Genomic DNA, 18,997 nt, shown 5'->3' with positions numbered 1-18,997 from the left:
TCGGGAGGAGACGGAGAACCCGACCACCGATCCGAGGAGGGCACGGGATGGATCAGGAGATCTTCGACAAGCTGAAAGAAATCATCGTGGAGAACCTCGGTGTCGACGAGGAGAAGGTGACTCCGGACGCCTCCTTCGTGGAGGACCTGGGCGCCGACTCCCTCGATACCGTCGAATTGATCATGGCCTTCGAGGAAGCGTTCGGACTGGAGATCCCGGACGAGGACGCGGAGAAGATCTCCACCGTCCGTGACGCTGTCGACTACATCAAGGCCCACCAGGAGTAGGGCTGCTGCCCTCTCCGGAGCCGGTCGCCGGCGATCTCGGGCCGCAGGGAGGCAGCGCGGGTTGGGGGCCCCGGTAGGTCACCGGGGCCTTTTCCTGTTAGGCTGGGGGACGTGGACCGGCCGGAGCCGGTGACGTTGGGGGGAGAGCGGTTGCAGGGAGGTCCGGAGAACCCGACGGGGTCGGGAGGGGTCCGCTGGCGTGATCCCTTCCTGTGGAGCACGATGGTTCTCCTGCTGGTGGCGCTGGCGGGTGGCGTGTGGATCGCGCGGCTGCAGGGCGCCCAGGCTCAGCAGGCGGTAGGCAGCGTCGGCGGCAAGCCCATCACCCAGAGCGACCTGCTGCAGGCGCTGGCGGAGCAGCCCGGCGGCAGGCAGCAGCTGGCCGCCGCGGTCGACCAGATCATCTCGGAGCGGCTCGTCGACCAGGAAGCCCAGCGGAAAGGCATCCGGATCACCGACCAGGAGGTGGAGCGGCAGCTGGCGCAGACGCGCCAGCGCTTCGCCAGCGACCAGGCCTACCGGCAGGCGCTGGCCCAGGCCGGCATCACCGAGACGGTCCTGCGCCGGAACATCCGCATCAACCTGGAGCTGGAGAAGCTTCTGGGCGGCGACGTGCGCATCACCGACCAGCAGATGCGCGACTACTTCGCCCAGAACCACGACCAGTTCGACACGCCTGCGCAGGTGAAGGCGCGTCACATCCTGCTGCCCAGCCAGCAGGAGGCGGACCAGGTCCGCCGGCAGCTGGCGGCCGGCGGGGACTGGGGCGCGCTGGCCAAGCGGTACTCGCTGGACGCGGCCACCCGCGACAAGGGCGGGGAGCTGGGCTACGTCAGCCCGGGCACCCTCGATCCGGCGGCGGAGTCGGCCCTCTCCGCGCTCAAGCAGGGCGAGATCTCGCAACCCGTCCAGACGCAGGCCGGCTGGGAGATCCTCCAGGCGGAGGCGATCAAGCCCCCGGTGCCGGCGAAGTATGAGCAGGTGAAGGACCGGATCCACCAGATCCTGCTCGACCAGGCGGTCCAGCAGCGACTGCCCGGCTGGCTGGCGGACCTGAAGCAGAAGGCGAAGGCCACCAACAGCTACTCGGGCGCCTCCTAGCCGGGGCGGCCGGCCCCGGCGGCGCCCACCTGCCCTGGCCTGGGGGAGCCGCGGTTTGACAGCCGGGGGCGCCGATCCTACAGTTCTGGCGGGAGCAGCTGGCGACTGGTGTCGCTCGCGGTCTTCAAAACCGTCGTGGGGCACGGGCTGTCCCGGGTGGGTTCGATTCCCACATGCTCCCGCCATGGGATTTGACGGTTCGGTCAACCGGACCCGGATTGGTCCGCGGAGCGGCATCGGAGTGGGATGCCGCTCCCCGCGTAAGCTCCGCCCCCGAGCCGGAGAGGCTAGGCGGGCGGAGGTGAACGGGCCCGTGGGGGCGAAGCAGGATCAGCGATCCGAGGGCCGGAGGCCGCAGGCCGGAGCGGCGGCGCAGGCGAAGGCCGGTGCCAAGCCGGCGGCCGCGGCCGGCGGGAAGGGCAGGGCCAGGAAGGATCCTTTCGCGGGCGACGGCCCGCTGGCGCGTTTGAAGCTGGAGGTCGCCCGGGAACTGGGCCTGGAAGAGCGGGTCCGCTCCTCCGGCTGGGGTGGCCTGACGGCGGCGGAGACCGGCCGGCTGGGCGGATGGATGACCCGCCGGCTGAAGCGGGCGGAGAGCGGTGGGGAGAGCCGACGTGGAAGCGGGAGTGCTTCGTGAGCAGCTGGAAACCGGCCAGGAGCGTGCGCTGACCGCCTGGCTGGAGGCGGTCCGGATCGACGAGGCGGGAGAGCCGCTCTGGCCGGGCTGGCGCATGCGCAACTCGGCCGTCGGCTTCTACACGGCCGACGGCGAATGCGTCCTGGTCGGCCACCGCAATCCGCCCGCCGGCGCCCATCCGGTCTTCCTGCGCGGGGAGCGGGTGATCGGCCCCGTGGGCTACACGGTGGAGGCGCCGGCGCGGGTGAAGGGCGGCGCCGCCATCCTGCCCTACCGGAACCAGCGGACGGCCTTCCTCCCCGTGGAGTGGAGCGGGGAGGGGAACCAGGATCTGGAGAGCTTCGTCTTCCTCGTGATCCACCAGGCCTTCCATGCCTGGGCGGGGCGGCTGGGCGTCTCGGTCAACCCCGTCCAGCTGGAGGGAAGCGCGGCCTACCCGGTGGACGATGCGGCCAACAACGCCCTGGGCAACCTGGAGGGCCTTCTCCTGGCCGACGCCGTCCAGGGGGTCCAGGGGATGCCCCTGGAGCGCTGGGCCCGGGCCTTCGCCCTGGTCCGGCGCGAGCGCCGCGCCTGGATGGAGGACGAGACCGTCGCCTACGAACAGGCGATGGAGCTGCGCGAGGGGCCGGCCGGCTACGTGGAGTGGAAGGCGATGGAGCGGGTCCGGCAGGGCTACGAGCCCTCGGCCGTCTTCCGCGAGATCACCGGGCAGGCGGGCTACCTGCACGTGGCGGAGCTCCAGCTGAAGCGGCTGGAGGAGATGCGGCGGATCAACTACCTGGGGCGGGGAGCGCTGCGCCGCCGCTTCACCTACAGCGGGCTGGGGATGGCGCTGGTCCTGGAACGGCTGGAACCGGGCTGGCCGGGGCGGATCCTCCCGGGAGGTCCGAGCCTCGACGACCTGCTGGAGGAGCACGTGACCTTCGACGGGGGGGACGGCGACGAGGCGCTCCTCCGCCAGGTGGAGACGCGGTACGACTACGACCACCGCCTCCTGGCCGAGCACGACGCCGCCGACCTGCGCCGCCAGAGGAAGCAGGAGCTGGTCGACCTGGTGCTGCGCGCCCCCGGCACGCTTCTCATCTTCGACGTCTCCCGCCTCCGCCTGCTCTCGGCGACGCCGCCGACCGAGGGCGAGCGGATCCACGAGGGGCTGACGCTCTACACGCGCAGCGCCAGCTTCCGGTTCGACGGGGCGCGGCTGGAGGTGAGCGGGCGACCGCTGGTCCACGATCTCCGCGCCGGGCTGCTCGAGGTCAACGTCAGCGGTCGGGTCCGCCTCTTCGGCGACGAGGAGGAGCTGCCGCCGGGCCGGCCGGCCCTCTTCGAGGAGGGACTCCTCCTGCGCGTGGACGGCCTGGAGGTGGAGGCGGCGCGGGGCACCGTCCAGTCCAGCGGCGAGGCGCTCTACATCCGGCTGCTTCCCCCGCCCGAGGTGGCGTGAGGGGTGCTCTACTGCCCTGCCTGCGGAAGGCGCCTGCGCTGGCGCCTCCGGGCCCCCGACGACCGCCCGCGCCTGCGCTGCGAAGCCTGCGGCTACGTCTTCTACCTGGATCCCAAGGTGAGCGCCTGCGCCATCCCCGTTCGCGACGGGCGGCTCTACCTGCTGCGCCGCGCCATCGACCCGGGCCGCGGGCGATGGGTCTTCCCCGGCGGCTACCTGGAGCGGGGCGAGACGGTGGAGTCGGCCGCCCGCCGCGAGACGGAGGAGGAGGTCGGCCTGCGCGTGGAGCTGGAAGGCCTGGTGGGCGTCTACTCCTACGTGGACTCGGTGGTGGTGACGGTGGTGTACGCCGCCCGCGTCCTGGAGGGGGAGCCCCGGCCGGGCCCGGAGACCTTGGAGATCCGCACCTTCCTGCCCGAGGAGATCCCCTGGTCGGAGCTGGCCTTCGAGAGCACGGGGGAGGCGCTGCGCGACTGGCTCGGCGGCCGGGGGAGGCGGGGCGGTGCCTGAACGCGGGGTGGCGCACCGGCGAGGAGGAAGCCCTCCCGGGGGAGGGCTTCCTCCGCTTCGACGGGGGTCAGCGCCAGTCTTCGCCGCGGCCCTGCCGGTGGGCCATGACGTTCAGCTTCTCGACCCGCCGGTTGACCACGTCCCAGTCGATGTTCCTCATGAAGGCGTTCAGGTAGTCCTTGCGCGCCGTGCCGTAGTCGATGAAGTAGGCGTGCTCGTAGACGTCGAGCACCAGGAGGGGCGAGGCGTCCCAGACCCCCTCGGAGTGGATGTCGGTCAGGTAGTTGTGGAGCTTCCCGTCATCCCAGTCGAAGGCCAGGACGACCCAGCCGCGCGCGGACATGCCCAGCGCCAGGAACTCCTTCTGCCAGTTCTCGAAGGAGCCGAAGTCCTCGTTGATCAGCTGGAGGATGGGACCGCCGGGCTGCCCCGAGCCCTTCTTCAGGTTCCCGAAGTAGCCCTCGTGAAGACGGGCGCCGTTGGTGGCGAAGACCTCTTCCTTCTTCAGCTCCCGGACGAGGCTGTACGTGGCGTTGGCCTCGTCCAGGTTGACGCTTTTCATCTTCTCCTCGATCTCGTTGGTCTTGTTGACGTAGCCCTTGTAGAGGACGTCGAAGTGCTGGTCGATCTGCTTCTGGGAAAGCCCCTCGAGCTCCTGGGGCTTCAGGTTCTCCTTGAACTTGCGCGGCATCTTCATCCCTCCTGTGAGATGGGTGAGACGGATGACGACTCCTCCAGCCTTCCCTGCCTAAGGTTCTTACAGGGAAAAGCGCCGTTGACCGGGAACCATTATGGTCCTTGCTCCCAGGCGCTTGCAAACCGCCGGCGCTCCGCCCGCGCCCCCGCTGCGCAACCCATGCCGGATCGACGGAATCCTTGTCGTGGCAGGAAGCGTCCGGCGAAGGGCCAACTTCGCTCTGCGAGGAGGCGGTGCTCGTGGCCATCTACCTGACCGAGCGCGACGTGACCGAGATCCTCACCATGGAAGACGCCCTCCAGGCGGTGGAGGAAGCCTTCCGCGCCAAGGCGGAGGGCAGCGCCGACTGCCGCAACCGGGAGCGGCTGCGCGGCGAGGGGACGGTGCTCAGTGTCATGCCCGCCTCCCTCCCCGCCAGCGGCGTCATGGGCCTCAAGGCCTATGCCGGCGGCGCCGGCGGCACCCAGTTTGTGATCGTCCTCTTCGATGCCCGCACGGCCGAGCTGCTCGCCCTGATCGAGGCAGACCGGCTCGGGCAGATGCGGACCGGTGCCGCCTCCGGTCTGGCCACCCGCCTGATGGCGCGCCCCGAGGCCGACCAGCTGGCCGTCCTGGGAGCCGGCTGGCAGGCCCGCTCCCAGATCGAGGCGATCCTGGCGGTGCGGCCCATCCACATGGTCCGCATCTACTCGCCCAGCGGCGACCGCCGCGAGCGCCTGGCCGCCGAGGTGCGCGAGCGCTACGGCGTCGAGGCGGCGGCCGAAGAGAACGCCGAGGCGGCCGTGCGCGGCGCCGACGTGGTGGTCACGGTCACCACCGCCGCCGACCCGGTCCTCCTGGGCCGCTGGCTGAAGCCCGGCGCCCACGTCAACGCGGTCGGCTCCAACCGCAGGGAGCACGCCGAGGTGGACGCGGAGGCGCTGGAGCGCGCCGCGGTGGTGGCGGTGGACGACCGCGCCCAGGCGCGCCTCGAGGCCGGCGACTTCCACCGGGCCTTCGGCGAGGAGGGCGAGGGCTGGTCGCGCGTAGTGGAACTGGGGGAGATCCTGAGCGGCCGCCTTCCCGGCCGGCCCTCTCCCGACGCCATCACCCTCTTCGAGTCGCTGGGCCTGGGGGTGGAGGACGTGGCCACCGCCGCTCGCGTCTACCGGAAGGCGATGGCCCTGGGTGCGGGTCGCCGCCTCGACTGATCTCCTCACCGGCCTGCCCCCTCCGGCGCCCTGCCCGCCCGGCTACGACTGGCGCAGGTCCTCGGCCAGCGAATCCCAGGTCTCGCCGCCGATCACTGCCTGCTCCCTGTACTGGGGATGGACGCTCTCGACCACGACCCGCCCCTTCCCCTCCAGGAAGCTCCGCCTTCCCTGCTCGCCCAGGTGGAACCGGAGGTAGTGGACGCTCGCCGTGGTCTCCTCGCCACGCCGTTCCTTGCTGCGGTGCTCGTCCGGCTCGGCCTGGATCCGCTGGCCGTCGGGGAGCACCATGAAGATCGACTCCTCGATGCCTGCGAAGCGGTGAAGCTCCTGCCGGATCAGCGACTGGTCCGGGATCTCGATGAAGAGCGTGGCACTCAGCTCATCCTTCCCCGGGACCAGCTGGTTGTAGGTGTCGATCTCCTCCTGGATCTTGGCCGGCTCGCGCATGTGCTCGGCCCGCATCATCTCCTGCACCTGATAGGCCACCGTCTCGCGGTTCTCGAACCCCAGCGAGAGGCGGTCGCCCAGGCTGACGCGCCGGCGGTTGCGGAGCGCGATCGCCTGCCTCCGCCGCTCGTCCCGCACCTTCAGGTACTCGTCGAGAGGCTGGATGTCGTTCATGGTAAGCGGTTGCAACGCGTGATCGCCTCCTTCCTGAGTCAGTCTTTCCCCGGCGAGGAGGCTTCCGGCGCCAGGCCGTAGGCGCGCGCCAGGAGCCGGACCGGATGCTGCACCGGGCGGCGGGTTCCCTCCTCCACGCGCAGCGCGGCCAGCGGGCAGTCGCCGGCCACCACCGCCTCCGGCTCCTCCTCCACCCGGCGGAAGAGCGGCCTCGCCACCTGCAGGGAGAGCGCGTGGTTCTGCGCCTTCAACCCCCAGGTGCCGTCGACGCCGGAGCAGCGCTCCACCGTCGTCACCTCCGCGCCCATCAGGCGGAGGAGGTCTCGCGACTTGGCGCCGATGTTCTGCACCTTCAGGTGGCAGGGGAGGTGGTAGACCACCCGCGCCGGGACGTCCTGGAAGTCCGTCGAGAGCTTCCCCTGACGATGGAGTTCGATCAGGTACTCGCCCAGGTCGCGGGTCGCCTCCGCCACCCTGCGGGCGGCGGGGTCGCCGTCGAGGAGCCAGGGGTACTCCACCTTCAGCGTGTAGCTGCAGGTGGGTCCCGGGCTGACCACCGTGTAGCCCGCCCGCACCCAGGCGTCGAGCTGGGTGACGTTGTACTCGGCGTTCCGCCGGGCGCTCTCCACGTCGCCCCCGTCCAGGAAGGGCATGCCGCAGCATCGCTGGTGCGGGAGCCCCACCTCCACCCCGTTGTGCTCCAGGACCTGCACGGCGGCGACACCCGTCTCGGGCTCGTTGTACTCCACCGTGCAGGTGGTGAAGAGGACGACGCGGCCGTTGGAGCCGGGTTCGGCCAGCGGGCGGCTCCCGCCCCGTTCGGGCGGGTCGCCCGGCCGGTGCTCCTCCCACCAGCGATGGAAGGGGCGGGCGGCGTAACGGGGCAGGCGCGCCTGGCGCGCCACGCCTACCTGCCGCTCCATCAACCCCCTGGCCAGGGGACTCCGGTTGAGGGCGTTGACCACGGGGGCCAGCCGCGTGCCGAGCCGGCCCAGGCGGTCGGTCTCCCCGAGGAAGCGGTCCTGCGGCTTCACCCCTTGCTCCCGCGCCCGCACCGCCCGCGCCCGGAGGACGAGTCGCGGCACGTCGATGGCATACCGGTGCGGGGGCGTGTAGGGGCACTTGGGGTAGCAGAGGTGGCACTCGTAGCAGAGGTCGACGAACGCGTCGTAATCGACCTGGTCGAGGGCCTGCAGGTCGCCGTCGCCCTTCTCGTCGATGCGCTGGAGCAGGGTGGTGAAGGAGGGGCACAGGTTGTAGCAGAGGCGGCAGCCGTTGCAGATGTCGAAGACGCGCTCCATCTCCGCGCGGACCGCGGCAGCGCTCCAGAACCCTTCCTCGCCGGGCGTCGGCGAGCGGACCGCCGTCTCCTCCCCCACGAAGCTCCCCCCTCGCGAACGAACCCGGCGGGGACGGGCCAGCACCTCTCCCCGCCCCGCCGGGCCGGGCTCACTGCTTGAGCGCCTCGAGGCCCTTCTGGAAGCGGCCGGCGTGGGACTTCTCCGCCCGGGCCAGCGTCTCGAACCAGTCGGCGATCTCGTCGAAGCCCTCCTCACGGGCGGTGCGGGCGAAGCCCGGGTACATCTCGGTGTACTCGTAGGTCTCGCCCTCGATGGCCGAGTGGAGGTTCTCCTCGGTGGTGCCGACCTTGACGCCGGTCACCGGGTCGCCCACTTCCTTGAGAAAGTCGAAATGGCCGAAGGCATGGCCCGTCTCGCCCTCGGCCACGTCGCGGAAGAGGCCGGCCACGTCGGGATGACCCTCGATGTCGGCCTGGCGCGCGAAGTACAGGTAGCGCCGGTTGGCCTGCGACTCGCCGGCAAAGCCGGCCTTCAGATTCTCCAGCGTCTTGCTCCCCTCGAGCTTGGGCATGGACACGGGCACCTCCTCATGGAAGTCCTGACCTGACTGGACTGGCTCCATACCGCCTTCAACCGGCGGCTCCCGCCGCCCGCCGGGCGCAATCGGCGCAGAGGCCGCGCAGGACCAGTTCCACCGCCTCCAGGCGAAAGCCCGCCGGCAGCGCCAGCGCCTCCTCGGCCTCCGCTCCGCCCCGGTAGGGCCAGGCCCGGGTGCCGACGCGGACGTCGTCGATCCGGCCGCAGCGGCGACAGACGGCATGGGCGTGGGGGGCGGTGTTCAGGTCGTAGTGCACTCGCCCGTCGTGGACGTCCACCGCGGCCAGCAGGTTGAGGCCCACCAGTTCCGAGAGGATCTTGTAGACCGTCGCCTCGGAGACCATGGGCTGGCGGCGGCGGACCCGCTCGGCCACCTGCTGCGCGGCCGGGTGGGCGTTCTGCAGCTCTTCCAGAGCCTCCACCACCGCCTGCCGCTGGGGGGTCATCCGCTTGCCCGACTCGCGGAGGGTCGCCGCGACCGTCGTCGACCACATGCCTTCCACCACCCGGCACCCACTGCCAACCGATAGCCGCTATCGGTTAGCAATCACTTTCTAATACAAACCCGTCATGAATGTCAAGGCGTGGTGGTGCTGGCCGTCCCCGGTTCCCATTCCAGGACGGCGCGGCCTCGGGTCGCGCGACTGCCGTCACCGGGATCGATCCAGACCTCCAGCTCCGCCCGGCCTCCCTCGCGGCGGAGGAGGCGGGCGCGGGCCGTCAGCGGCTCGCCGGGGCGGATCATGCGGGCGAAGCGGACCTCGAAGGAGCGGACCCAGCCCCCGGCCCCCGCCCAGCGGCCCAGCGCGGCGCCCAGGATCCCCATGCCCAGCATGCCGTGGATGATGACGCCCTCCAGGCCGAAAGCGCGGGCGACCCGGTCGTCGAGATGGATCGGGTTCCGGTCGCCCGAGGCCTCCGCGTAGGCGGCCAGCTGCTCCCGGCTCACCGGGCCGTAGAACATCGGCGGCAACTCGTCGCCGGGCCGAAGCCCCGACCAGTCGACGCTCATCCCCCCACCCCCTCGCGCACCACCAGGGTGGTCCGGGCGGCGAAGACCTCCCGCCCCTCCGCGTCCACTCCCAGCATCTCCAGGTCGAGAAGCGTCAGCGAGCCCTGCGAACCCTTCCTCCGCCGCACGTCGGCCACGCGGCTGCGCACTTCCAGCTCCTCGCCGGGGCGGAGGGGACGGGCGTACCGGAACGCCTGCTCCCCGTGGAGGACGCGGCGCAGGTCCAGCTGCAGCCCCGGTATGCCGCTCTCCCAGATGCCGAAGCGGATGGGGAAGGTGGGCGGAACCCAGCCGGGATCGTCCGCGCGCGGGTCGCCCAGCGCCCGGGCGAAGCGGCGGACGGCCTCCGGCTCGACGCGGACGGGTCGCGGCGGCGATGCGCGGCCCACCAGGGACGGTTCCAGTCCCTCCGCAGCCTGCTCATCCTGCTGCAAGAGCGAGAACACCTCCGGGCAAAGGATACCAGTCGCCCCCCGAACCGGCCCGGCCGGCGCCGAGGCCGGCTTGTATCGCACCGACCACCCTCTACACTGAGAGGAGCCGTGCCAAGGAGGCGGTCGAACGATGGAGGTGGACCGGACGAGGATCGCGCACGCGGTGCGCGAGATCCTCCTGGCCATCGGCGAGGAGCCCGACCGCGAGGGGCTGCGGGAGACGCCCCGGCGCGTCGCCGATGCCTACGCCGAGCTCTTCAGCGACGTGGGCGCCGACCCCGCCGAGCAGATGACCAGCTTCTTCCACGTGGAGCGCGACGATCTGGTGATCGTCCGCGACATCCCGTTCTATTCCATGTGCGAGCACCACCTGCTTCCCTTCCGGGGGCGGGCGCACGTGGCGTACATCCCTTCCGGCGGGTTGATCACCGGCATCTCCAAGCTGGCCCGGGTGGTGGAGTCGGCCGCCCGCCGGCCCCAGCTGCAGGAGAGGCTGACCGCCCAGGTGGCGGAGGCGATCGAGGGGAAGCTCCGGCCCAAGGGCGTGCTCGTGGTGGTGGAGGCGGAACACCTCTGCATGACCATGCGCGGGATCCGAAAACCGGGGTCGGTCACCGTCACCTCCGCCGTCCGCGGCGTCTTCGCGGAGCAGGAAGCGACCCGGAACGAGGCGCTCCGCCTGCTCCGCGCCGACAGCTGGAGCTGAGCCGGGGGGATCGCGGGTGGGCGGGAAGCCGACGCTGGACGAGCTCTACACGGAGCTGGCGATGGAGGAGCCGCTCGACCTGGAGGAGTTCCTCCGCCGGGTGGTGGCGGGCACCTGGGGCGAGTACGGCGCGGAGGAGATCGGCGCCTTCCTGGACGAGGTGGAGGCCAGGACCGTGGGCAACATCCGCCTCAAGGCGGAGGAAGGCGGCGACTGGGCCAGCCGCGCGGACGAGGCGGAGGAAGCGGCCCTGGAGAGGCTGCGGACGCTGCGGGAGCGGTACGCCCCCGGCACCTGAGCCGGCCGGGCGCAGGACCGGGCGCCGGCCGTGGCTGGCCGGCGCCTCTTCACGGCTCGGGCCGCCACCCTCCGGTCACCTCGATCACGTTGCCGGTGAGGAAGTCGGACGCCTCCTCGCAGAGGAAGAGGACCACCCGCGCCAGGTCCTCCCCCGTCCCGGGGCGGCCCAGCGGGACCGCCGGGTCGCGCGCCGCGCGCGCCTCGGCGATGCGCCGCTCCTTCCAGGCCGGCCGGATCAGGCCCGGGGAGACCATGTTGACGGTGATGCCGTAGGGCGCCTCGCTCAGCGCCAGGGAACGGGTGAGCGAGGCGAGCCCGCTCTTGGCCGCGGCGTAGGCGGTCGCGCGCACGTAGGAGCCGGCCACCGCCGAACCGGTCATGCCGAAGTTGATCACCCGCCCCCAGCGCCGCTGGCGCATGCCCGGCAGCACCCGGCGCACCGCCCAGTAGACGCTGGAGAGGTTCCCGTCCAGCAGCTCCCGCCACTCGTCCGGCGAGGTCTCCAGCAGCGGCCGATCCTCGAAGATGAAGGGACCGGCGGCGTTGACCAGCACGTCCACCCGGCCGAAGAAGTCGAGGAAGCGGTCGAAGGCGGCGTCCACCTCTTCCCGCCGGGACATGTCGGCCTGGACGGCCAGGGCACGCCGCCCCAGCGCCTCGACGGAGCGGACCAGCTCCTCGGCGCGCTCCCGGCTGTGGAACCAGTTGACGCCGACCTCGTAGCCCGCCTCGGCCAGCACCCGCACCACCGCGGCGCCGATACCGGTCGCGCTCCCGGTCACCACCGCCACCCGCCCGGGCGGGGTCTCCGGGCCTCCCTCCCGCCGCCCCATCCAGCTGCACCCCCGGAGGCAAGATACCGGTCGCGGCCCGGGGCGCGCAACGCGGGGAGGGGTTGGGACGGGCTATACTTCCTCCGCTGCCGTTCCGCCCCAGGAAGTCGGCGGCCGCGCGCGGAATCGGAACCGGTGCGGAACCGGAACGGACGGCGAAGCCGGGCGCGCTGGAGCGGCCCGGAAGCGGGGGGATCCGGATGGGTGAAGGCCGTTTCGCAGGCAAGGTGGCGCTGGTGACCGGCGGCTCGCGCGGGATCGGCCGGGCGATCACGCTCCGGCTGGCCGCCGAGGGCGCCGACGTGGCGATCAACTTCTTCCGCAACCGGAAGCCGGCCGAGGAGACGGCGGGAGAGGTCGAGGCGATGGGCCGGCGCGCTCACCTGGTCAGGGCGCACGTGGGCGAGCCGGAACGGGTACAGGCCATGTTCGACGAGGTGGAGGCGACCTTCGGCCGCCTGGACATCCTGGTCAACAACGCCGCCTCGGGCTCGCTCCACCCGGTGATGGAGCTGGACGCCAAGGGCTGGGACTGGACCATGAACATCAACGCGCGCGGCGCCTTCCTCTGCTCGCAGGCGGCGGTGCCGCTGATGCAGAAGGCGGGCGGCGGGCGGATCGTCAACATCACCAGCCTCGGCTCGCACCGGGTGATCCCGTACTACGTGGCCGTGGGCGTCTCCAAGGCGGCGCTGGAGGCGCTCACCCGCTACCTGGCGGTCGACCTGGCCCGCTACGGGATCGCCGTCAACGCGGTCTCGGGCAGCGTGGTCGACACCGACGCCATCCGCCACTTCCCCAACCGGGAGGAGCTCCTGGCCTCCGCGCAGCGGGAGACGCCGGCGGGCCGGATCCTGCGGCCGGAGGACATCGCGGCCGCGGTCGCCTGGCTCTGCTCGGACGAGGCCGAGATGGTCCGCGGCCAGGTGCTGGTGGTGGACGGCGGGTACTCGCTCCGGTGAGGAGCGGGGAGGCTCCCGGCGGCAGGAACTTCGGAGGAGGGAGGAGCGTGATCCGACTGGAAGCGGGCCGTCAGGCGCTGCGCAGGCTGGGGGCGGACGCGGTGCTGGTGGCGCCCGGCGACACCATGCGCTATCTCCTCGGCTTCACGCCCGTGGCGGACGAGCGGCCCTGCCTGCTGGCCATCACCCACGCGGAGACGGGACTCTTCGTCCCGCAGCTGAACGAGGAGCAGTTCCGCCGCGCGCTGGGGCCCGAGGGCGCGGGCGGCCTCGTCTGGGTGGTCTGGAGCGACGATCAGGACCCGGGTGTGCGGATCGGCGAGTTCCTCCACCGGCTGGGCGTCCACAAGACCAAACGGGTGGCCGTGGACGGCAGGATGCCCGCCGCCACCCTGCTCCCCGTCCTGCGGCGGGTGGGGGGCGAGTTCGTCGACCTGGGACCGGCGCTGGAGCCCTTCCGCGCGGTGAAGGATCGCCAGGAGGCCGAGCGGCTCCAGCGTTCCGCCGCCCTGGCCGACCGGGCCATGGAGGCAGGTTGGGCAGCGCTCCGCCCCGGCGCCACCGAGAGGCAGGTGGCGGCCGCCATCCAGCGCGCCTTCCAGGAAGGGGGCGCCGAACGCGTCGACTTCGCGCTGGTGGCGGCCGGCGCCCACGGCGCCCTGCCCCACCATCACACCTCCGGCGAGCCCGTCGTCCCCGGGCAGCCGGTGGTGATGGACATCGGCGCCACCCTGGACGGCTACTGCTCCGACCTGACCAGGGTGGCCGTGCTGGGCGAGCCGGAGGAAGAGGTCCGCCGCGTCCACGCGGTGGTGGAGCGGGCGGTGGAGGCGGCGCTGGCGGTCATCCGCCCGGGCGTCGTCGCCGCCGAGGTCGACGCGGCCGCACGCCGGGTGATCGAAGAGGCCGGCTACGGTCCCACCTTCACCCACCGGCTGGGGCACGGCATCGGCCTCGCCACCCACGAGCCGCCCTGGATCCACCGGCAGAGCCGGACGCGGCTGGAGCCGGGCATGTTCTTCTCGGTGGAGCCGGGCGTCTACCTCCCCGGCCGCTGGGGGATCCGCCTGGAAGAGATCGTCGAGGTGACCGGGGAGGGGGCGCGAGTGCTCAGCCGGCTGCCGCGCGACCTGCACGTGATCCCGGTTTGACCTTGCTCGAACCGTGCAGGCGGGATTTGCCGGCGCCGGCGAGTGTGGTATCCTACCGGATGAAATCCTACTTGGGAAGTCGGATTTACTTCGGTTCGAGGGGTTGGAGCCATGCCGAAGCTCGAGATCCGGGACCTGCACGTCCGCACGGAGGAGAGGGAGATCCTGAAAGGCATCACGCTGACCGTGCAGGGCGGCGAGGTCCATGCCCTGATGGGGCCCAACGGAGCCGGCAAGAGCACGCTGGCCGAGGCGCTGGCGGGACATCCGGCCTACCGCGTGACGCACGGGCAGGTGCTCCTGGACGGCGAGGACCTCCTGGCCATGCGGCCGGACCAGCGCTCCCGGGCCGGCCTCTTCCTGGCCTTTCAATATCCCACCGAGGTGCCGGGCGTGACCAACGTCAACTTCCTCCGCACCGCGGTCAACGCCCGGCGCGAGAAGCCCTACACGGTGATGGAGTTCTACCGCCTTCTGCAGGAGAAGATGAGGCAGCTCCAGATCGACCCCAGCTTCGCCAACCGCTACCTCAACGAGGGCTTCTCCGGCGGCGAGAAGAAGCGCAACGAGATCCTCCAGATGGCGCTTCTGGAGCCCAAGATCGCCATTCTGGACGAGACCGACTCGGGCCTGGACATCGACGCGCTGCGGGTCGTCTCCGAGGGTGTCAACGCCCTGCGCGGGCCGGATCTGGGCATCGTCCTGATCACCCACTACCAGCGGATCCTGCGCTACATCGAGCCGGACGTGGTCCACGTCCTGGTGGACGGTCGCATCGTCCTCTCGGGCGGCCGGGAGCTGGTCGACCAGCTGGAGGAGCGGGGCTACGGCTGGATCGAGGAACAGTACGCGACGCCGGCCGCCGGTGGTGCCGCGGGCGGCGAGGGGGCCCCGTCATGAGCCTGAGCACCGAGGCCGGGCGTCCGCTGGACGCCGAGCTCTTCGCCCGCAGGGTGGCCGCCCTGGGGGAGCCGGAATGGGTGGCGGAGAGTCGCCGGGAGGCCTGGCGGAGGTACGAGGCGACCGACCTGCCCGCAGCCAACGTGGAGGCCTGGAGGAAGACGAATCTGGCCTCGCTCGGCTTCTCCCTCGACCGGGTGGAGCCGCTTCGCCCGGAGGGCCCCCGGCCTTCCGACCTGCCGGCGACGCGGATGCCCGCCGAGCTGGAGCCGCTCCTCTCGGCGTCGAGGGAGGCCGCCGTCCTTCAGGAGTGGGACGGGGAGCCGGTCGTCCTGCCGGGGGAGGGGTCGCTCCCCGAGGGCGTCCGCTTCCTGGCGCTGGCGCAGGCGGTGCGGGAGGAGCCGGAGCTGGTGCGTTCCCATCTCTTCGGGCCCGCCTGGGCGGAGGAGACCAAGCTCGACCTGCTGGAGCGGGCGGCCTGGCGCGGCGGCTTCTTCCTCCACGTCGGTCGCGGGGTGCGCGTGGAGGCGCCGCTCTTTCTGCTGGACTGGCTCGACCGGCCGGAGGAAGGAGCCGTCGGCCACAGCCTGGTCGTCCTGGAGCCCGAGGCGGAGGCGACCGTGGTGGTCGCCGTGGCCGGGAGGCCCGCGACCGGGGCGCCAGGGCTCTACCTCCACGGGGTCGAGGTCTACGCCGGCGAGGAGGCCCGGCTTCGCTACATCGGCCTCCAGCTCCTGGGGGACGGGACCTTCGCCTTCGCCCGCCGGAGCGCCCGGCAGGCGGCGGGCAGCTCGGTGGAATGGGTGCTGGGCGAGTTCGGCGCCCGGGTGAGCCGCTCGGGCTTCCGCTCCGAGCTCCTGGGCGACGGCTCCGGCTCCCGGGCGGCGCTGGCCTTCCTGGGCACCGGAGGGCAGCACCTGGACTTCCCGGGCGAGATGATCCACCAGGGTCGCAAGACGACCAGCGAGATGACCGCCCGGGGCGCCCTCTTCGACGAGGCGCGCTCGATCTTCCGCGGCCGGACGCATATCCTGCGCGGGGCCAAGGCGTCGAACGCCTACCAGCGGGAGGGCACGCTGCTGATGGACCGGGCGGCGCGGGGAGAGGCGATCCCCAGCCTGGTCATCGACGAGAACGAGGTCCAGGCGGGTCACGCGGCCACCGCGGGGAAGGTGGACGACGAGCAGCTCTTCTACCTGGAGAGCCGCGGCATTCCCCCGCAGGAGGCGCGCCGCCTGGTGGTGGCGGGCTACTTTCAGCCGCTCCTGGAACGCGTGCCGGAGGGAGCCCTCCGCGAGACCTTCGCACGATCCATCGACAGGAAGCTGGGATGACCATGGCGCTGGACGCCCGCCGAATCCGGCAGGACTTCCCCATCCTCCGTCGCCGGGTGCACGACCGCCCCCTGGTCTACCTGGACTCCGCCGCCACCTCGCAGAAGCCGGAGGCGGTGCTGGCGGCGGTCGACCGGTACTACCGGGAGATGAACGCCAACGTCCACCGGGCCATCCACACGCTGGGCGAAGAGGCGACGGAGGCGTACGAGCGGGCGAGGGCGCGGGTGGCTCGCTTCATCGGCGCGGGCGATCCGCGCGGTCTGATCTTCGTCCGCAACACCACCGAGGCGATCAACCTGGTCGCCCAGGGCTGGGCGCGGCAGAACCTGAAGCCGGGCGACGAGATCCTGCTCACCGAGATGGAGCACCACTCCAACCTGGTCCCCTGGCAGCTGGTCGCGCGCGAGACGGGCGCCTCCCTGGTCTACGCGCGGCTGACGCCGGACGGCGAGCTGGACTGGGCCGATTTCAAGGCGAAGCTGGGCCGGAGGACCCGGCTGGTGACCGTCACCCACGTCTCCAATGTGCTCGGCACGGTCAACCCGGTGGAGGCCATCTGCCGGGAAGCCCACCGGGTGGGCGCGCGGGCGCTGGTGGACGGGGCGCAGAGCGTGCCGCACATGCCGGTGGACGTGGGCGCGATCGACTGTGACTTCCTGGCCTTCTCGGGCCATAAGATGCTGGGCCCCATGGGCATCGGGGCGCTCTGGGCCCGCCCCGAGATCCTGGAGGAGACGGAGCCGCTCTTCGGCGGCGGCGAGATGATCGCGGAGGTCTTCCCCGACCACTCCACCTGGAACGAGCTGCCGTGGAAGTTCGAGGCGGGCACGCCGGACGTGGCCGGGGCCATCGGCCTGGAGGCGGCGGTGGAGTACCTGGAGGGGCTGGGCATGGAGAACGTGGCGGCCCACGAGCGGGAGCTGACCCGCTACGCCTACGAGCGGCTGGAGCGGATCGAGGGGCTCCGCATCTACGGGCCCCGCCCGCCGGAGAAGGAGCACGCGGGCGTCGTCACCTTCAACCTCCTCTCGGTCCACCCCCACGACCTCTCCATGGTCCTGGACCGGCGAGGGGTGGCGGTCCGGGCGGGGCACCACTGCGCCCAGCCCTTGATGCGCTGGCTGGACGTCCCCTCCACCGCCCGGGCGAGCTTCTACATCTACACGCTGCCGGAGGAGATCGACGTCCTGGCCGAGGCGCTGGAGGAGGCGAGAGAGTACTTCAGCCATGTCCTCCTTGGATGAGCTGTACAAGGCGGTCCTGCTGGACCATTACACCCACCCCCGCAACCGCGGCACGGTGGAGGGGGGCGGCTCGCCGGTCGACCTGCGCAACCCCAGCTGCGGCGACACCATCCGCCTGACGCTCCGCCTGGACCCGGAGGGGAGGATCGCCGACATCCGCTTCCTGGGGCAGGGCTGTTCGATCAGCCAGGCCTCCGCCTCCATCATGACCGAGGCGGTGAAGGGGAAACCGGGGGAGGAAGCGCTCCGGCTGGCCGAGCGTTTCAAGGCCATGCTGCGCGGGGAGGCGGAGCTGACGCCGGAGGACGGCGACCTCCTCGCCCTGGAGGGTGTCCGCCAGTTCCCGGTGCGGGTCAAGTGCGCCACGCTGGCCTGGAACGCGCTGGAGAAGGGACTGGCCGAGGCGAAGAGGGCGGAAGCGGGCGAGAAGGAGACGAAGGCGGGCGAATAGTCCGGGCCGGCGGAGCCGGCCTGGACCCTCCTAGCCCCGGGGGGGCCGGCGGCGGAGCGGCAGCCGGCGGGGGGGCGGCTCGTGGGCGTCCGGGGCGGGGTGCCGGGGCTGGCCGGCGGTACCGTCCCCGGGAGCTCCGGGTCCGGCGTCCCCCTCGTCGCGACCGCCGGAGCCGGTGCCGCTGCCGCCGTCGGGCGGCAGGTCGGGAGGCGGCTGGCTCCCGCGGCGGAGCGCCTCCACGGCGGGACCGAGGTTGCGGAGGATGGACGTGAACATGCCCACCAGCGGCACCGCCACCAGGCCGCCCAGGAGGCCGGCGATCTCGAAGCCGGCGGTCAGGGCGATCAGCGCGGTGAGCGGGTGGATGCCCACGGCATGGCCGGTGATACGCGGCGCCAGCACGTTCCCCTCCAGCTGCTGCACCAGCACGAAGTAGAGGACCACCCAGAGGGTCAGGGGGAAGGGGTGCGGCTGGAGGAGCGCGATCAGCACGCCGGGGATGGCGCCCAGCACCGCACCGAACATGGGGACCAGCTCGAAGAGGCCGCCCAGCACGCCGATGATGGCGGAGTAGGGGAGCCCCAGCGCCCATGAGCCGACGCCGTGGAGAACGCCGATGATCAGCGCCAGCGTCACCTGACCGCGGAAGTAGCCACCCAGTGCCCGGCTGGCGGCGGCGGCGACCAGCCGTGCCAGCGGCTGGACGTGATGCGGCAGGCGGAGCAGGAAGCTCTGCCAGATCCGCTCGCCGTAGATCAGCCAGTAGACCATCAGGACCAGCGCCAGGACGACGTTGGCGACGGTGGAGCTGACGGTGCTGGCGACGGCGCCGGTGGCCGACAGGATGGTCGAGAGGCTGCTCTGCAGGCGGTTGATCAGCTCGCCCTGAAGCGAGCGCAGGTCGAGGACGATCCCCTGCTGGGCCAGGAAGTCGAGCCAGTGCGGGAACTCCGCCTGGGCCCGGGTGATCCAGTGCGGCAACGTCTCGACCAGCTGGGTCAGCTGGCGGACCACCGGCCCGGCGAGGAGGAAGATGCCGCCGCCCAGGGTGCCCGCCCCCACCACGACCACCACGGCGATGGCCACGCCGCGGACGCGGACCAGCCGCTCCACGGCGTCCACGGCGGGGCTGACCACGAAGGCGAGCAGGGCGGAGAAGGCGATCACCAGGAGCGTCGTCAGGAAGTGGCTGAGCAGCCAGACGACGATACCCGCCAGGACGATGCTCAGGAGGATCGTGCCCAGTACGGCGGGGTAGCGCTCCCAGTCCAATCCG

23 protein-coding genes and 1 tRNA gene are annotated in these 18,997 nt (G+C 71.8%); 15 read left to right on the top strand and 9 right to left on the bottom strand.

The window, feature by feature from the left end; genetic code table 11:
* Positions 1-47: 47 nt before the first annotated feature.
* The 6 genes from QJR14_06220 (at position 48) to QJR14_06195 (ending at position 3,982) form a co-directional block, all read left to right on the top strand.
* Entirely contained in the window at positions 48-287 is a 240-nt protein-coding gene (locus QJR14_06220) for an acyl carrier protein (GenBank protein MDI3317195.1), read from the top strand.
* A gap of 150 nt (positions 288-437) precedes the next feature.
* On the top strand, positions 438-1,388 hold the full coding sequence (locus QJR14_06215) for a peptidyl-prolyl cis-trans isomerase (GenBank protein ID MDI3317194.1): 951 nt from the start codon (positions 438-440) through the stop codon (positions 1,386-1,388).
* 90 nt (positions 1,389-1,478) lie between these two features.
* Positions 1,479-1,573: transfer RNA gene (locus QJR14_06210), tRNA-Sec, on the top strand.
* Positions 1,574-1,701: 128 nt separating this feature from the next.
* Positions 1,702-2,025, top strand: a complete 324-nt coding sequence (locus QJR14_06205; protein MDI3317193.1) for a small, acid-soluble spore protein, alpha/beta type — start codon at positions 1,702-1,704, stop codon at positions 2,023-2,025.
* Entirely contained in the window at positions 2,003-3,472 is a 1,470-nt protein-coding gene (locus QJR14_06200; protein ID MDI3317192.1) for a hypothetical protein, read from the top strand. The genes QJR14_06205 and QJR14_06200 overlap by 23 nt, the downstream gene beginning before the upstream one ends.
* Positions 3,473-3,475: 3 nt before the next feature.
* Entirely contained in the window at positions 3,476-3,982 is a 507-nt protein-coding gene (locus QJR14_06195) for an NUDIX hydrolase (GenBank protein MDI3317191.1), read from the top strand.
* A 67-nt stretch (positions 3,983-4,049) separates the two neighbouring features.
* On the opposite strand, the gene QJR14_06190 is transcribed toward QJR14_06195, so the two are convergent.
* Positions 4,050-4,679 carry a Fe-Mn family superoxide dismutase gene (locus tag QJR14_06190; protein ID MDI3317190.1) on the bottom strand — a complete coding sequence of 210 codons (630 nt, stop codon included), beginning with the start codon at positions 4,677-4,679 and terminating at the stop codon, positions 4,050-4,052.
* A gap of 239 nt (positions 4,680-4,918) precedes the next feature.
* Between QJR14_06190 and QJR14_06185 the strand changes: the two genes are divergently transcribed.
* A complete protein-coding gene (locus QJR14_06185) occupies positions 4,919-5,869 on the top strand; it encodes an ornithine cyclodeaminase family protein (protein ID MDI3317189.1) in 951 nt (316 codons plus the stop codon).
* A 42-nt stretch (positions 5,870-5,911) separates the two neighbouring features.
* On the opposite strand, the gene QJR14_06180 is transcribed toward QJR14_06185, so the two are convergent.
* The 6 genes from QJR14_06180 to QJR14_06155 all read right to left on the bottom strand — a co-directional run bounded on the left by QJR14_06180 (position 5,912) and on the right by QJR14_06155 (position 9,837).
* Positions 5,912-6,508, bottom strand: coding sequence for a DUF3501 family protein (locus QJR14_06180; GenBank protein MDI3317188.1), 597 nt, complete (start codon positions 6,506-6,508; stop codon positions 5,912-5,914).
* A gap of 23 nt (positions 6,509-6,531) precedes the next feature.
* Entirely contained in the window at positions 6,532-7,872 is a 1,341-nt protein-coding gene (locus tag QJR14_06175; protein ID MDI3317187.1) for an anaerobic glycerol-3-phosphate dehydrogenase subunit C, read from the bottom strand.
* A gap of 70 nt (positions 7,873-7,942) precedes the next feature.
* On the bottom strand, positions 7,943-8,365 hold the full coding sequence (locus QJR14_06170) for a rubrerythrin family protein (GenBank protein ID MDI3317186.1): 423 nt from the start codon (positions 8,363-8,365) through the stop codon (positions 7,943-7,945).
* 58 nt (positions 8,366-8,423) lie between these two features.
* Positions 8,424-8,885, bottom strand: a complete 462-nt coding sequence (locus QJR14_06165; protein ID MDI3317185.1) for a transcriptional repressor — start codon at positions 8,883-8,885, stop codon at positions 8,424-8,426.
* An 83-nt stretch (positions 8,886-8,968) separates the two neighbouring features.
* Complete coding sequence (locus QJR14_06160; protein MDI3317184.1) at positions 8,969-9,403, bottom strand: MaoC/PaaZ C-terminal domain-containing protein; 435 nt, start codon at positions 9,401-9,403, stop codon at positions 8,969-8,971.
* Positions 9,400-9,837: a MaoC family dehydratase N-terminal domain-containing protein gene (locus QJR14_06155; GenBank protein ID MDI3317183.1), complete on the bottom strand. Its 438-nt coding sequence runs from the start codon at positions 9,835-9,837 to the stop codon at positions 9,400-9,402. Before QJR14_06155 ends, QJR14_06160 begins: the two co-directional genes overlap by 4 nt.
* 130 nt (positions 9,838-9,967) lie before the next feature.
* Here QJR14_06155 and folE point away from each other — a divergent pair, with 130 nt between their 5' ends.
* Together folE and QJR14_06145 are read left to right on the top strand one after the other, a co-directional pair.
* On the top strand, positions 9,968-10,543 hold the full coding sequence (gene folE / locus QJR14_06150; protein ID MDI3317182.1) for a GTP cyclohydrolase I FolE: 576 nt from the start codon (positions 9,968-9,970) through the stop codon (positions 10,541-10,543).
* Between the two features lie 16 nt (positions 10,544-10,559).
* On the top strand, positions 10,560-10,841 hold the full coding sequence (locus QJR14_06145; protein MDI3317181.1) for a hypothetical protein: 282 nt from the start codon (positions 10,560-10,562) through the stop codon (positions 10,839-10,841).
* Between the two features lie 49 nt (positions 10,842-10,890).
* Here QJR14_06145 and QJR14_06140 read toward each other — a convergent pair whose 3' ends face one another.
* On the bottom strand, positions 10,891-11,676 hold the full coding sequence (locus QJR14_06140) for an SDR family oxidoreductase (GenBank protein MDI3317180.1): 786 nt from the start codon (positions 11,674-11,676) through the stop codon (positions 10,891-10,893).
* Between the two features lie 200 nt (positions 11,677-11,876).
* On the opposite strand from QJR14_06140, the gene fabL reads away from it, so the two are divergent.
* The 6 genes from fabL to QJR14_06110 all read left to right on the top strand — a co-directional run bounded on the left by fabL (position 11,877) and on the right by QJR14_06110 (position 17,721).
* Positions 11,877-12,638: an enoyl-[acyl-carrier-protein] reductase FabL gene (fabL, locus tag QJR14_06135; GenBank protein MDI3317179.1), complete on the top strand. Its 762-nt coding sequence runs from the start codon at positions 11,877-11,879 to the stop codon at positions 12,636-12,638.
* A 47-nt stretch (positions 12,639-12,685) separates the two neighbouring features.
* On the top strand, positions 12,686-13,789 hold the full coding sequence (locus QJR14_06130; protein ID MDI3317178.1) for a Xaa-Pro peptidase family protein: 1,104 nt from the start codon (positions 12,686-12,688) through the stop codon (positions 13,787-13,789).
* A gap of 111 nt (positions 13,790-13,900) precedes the next feature.
* The gene (gene sufC / locus QJR14_06125; protein ID MDI3317177.1) at positions 13,901-14,689 is read left to right on the top strand and encodes a Fe-S cluster assembly ATPase SufC; all 789 of its coding nucleotides are present in this window, start codon (positions 13,901-13,903) and stop codon (positions 14,687-14,689) included.
* The gene (locus tag QJR14_06120; GenBank protein MDI3317176.1) at positions 14,686-16,023 is read left to right on the top strand and encodes a SufD family Fe-S cluster assembly protein; all 1,338 of its coding nucleotides are present in this window, start codon (positions 14,686-14,688) and stop codon (positions 16,021-16,023) included. The genes sufC and QJR14_06120 overlap by 4 nt, the downstream gene beginning before the upstream one ends.
* Positions 16,024-16,031: 8 nt before the next feature.
* Entirely contained in the window at positions 16,032-17,270 is a 1,239-nt protein-coding gene (locus tag QJR14_06115) for a cysteine desulfurase (GenBank protein ID MDI3317175.1), read from the top strand.
* Complete coding sequence (locus QJR14_06110; protein MDI3317174.1) at positions 17,254-17,721, top strand: SUF system NifU family Fe-S cluster assembly protein; 468 nt, start codon at positions 17,254-17,256, stop codon at positions 17,719-17,721. The genes QJR14_06115 and QJR14_06110 overlap by 17 nt, the downstream gene beginning before the upstream one ends.
* Before the next feature lie 30 nt (positions 17,722-17,751).
* Here the strand turns inward: QJR14_06110 and QJR14_06105 are convergent, their stop codons facing one another.
* The gene (locus QJR14_06105) at positions 17,752-18,993 is read right to left on the bottom strand and encodes an AI-2E family transporter (GenBank protein MDI3317173.1); all 1,242 of its coding nucleotides are present in this window, start codon (positions 18,991-18,993) and stop codon (positions 17,752-17,754) included.
* Between the last annotated feature and the right edge of the window lie 4 nt (positions 18,994-18,997).

It is taken from the genome of Bacillota bacterium, from assembly GCA_029961055.1.
Taxonomy (GTDB): domain Bacteria; phylum Bacillota; class Sulfobacillia; order JAIMAT01; family JAIMAT01; genus JAIMAT01.
Note: the sequence above shows the minus strand (reverse complement) of the source record. Positions and strands in the feature narration are given on the sequence as shown.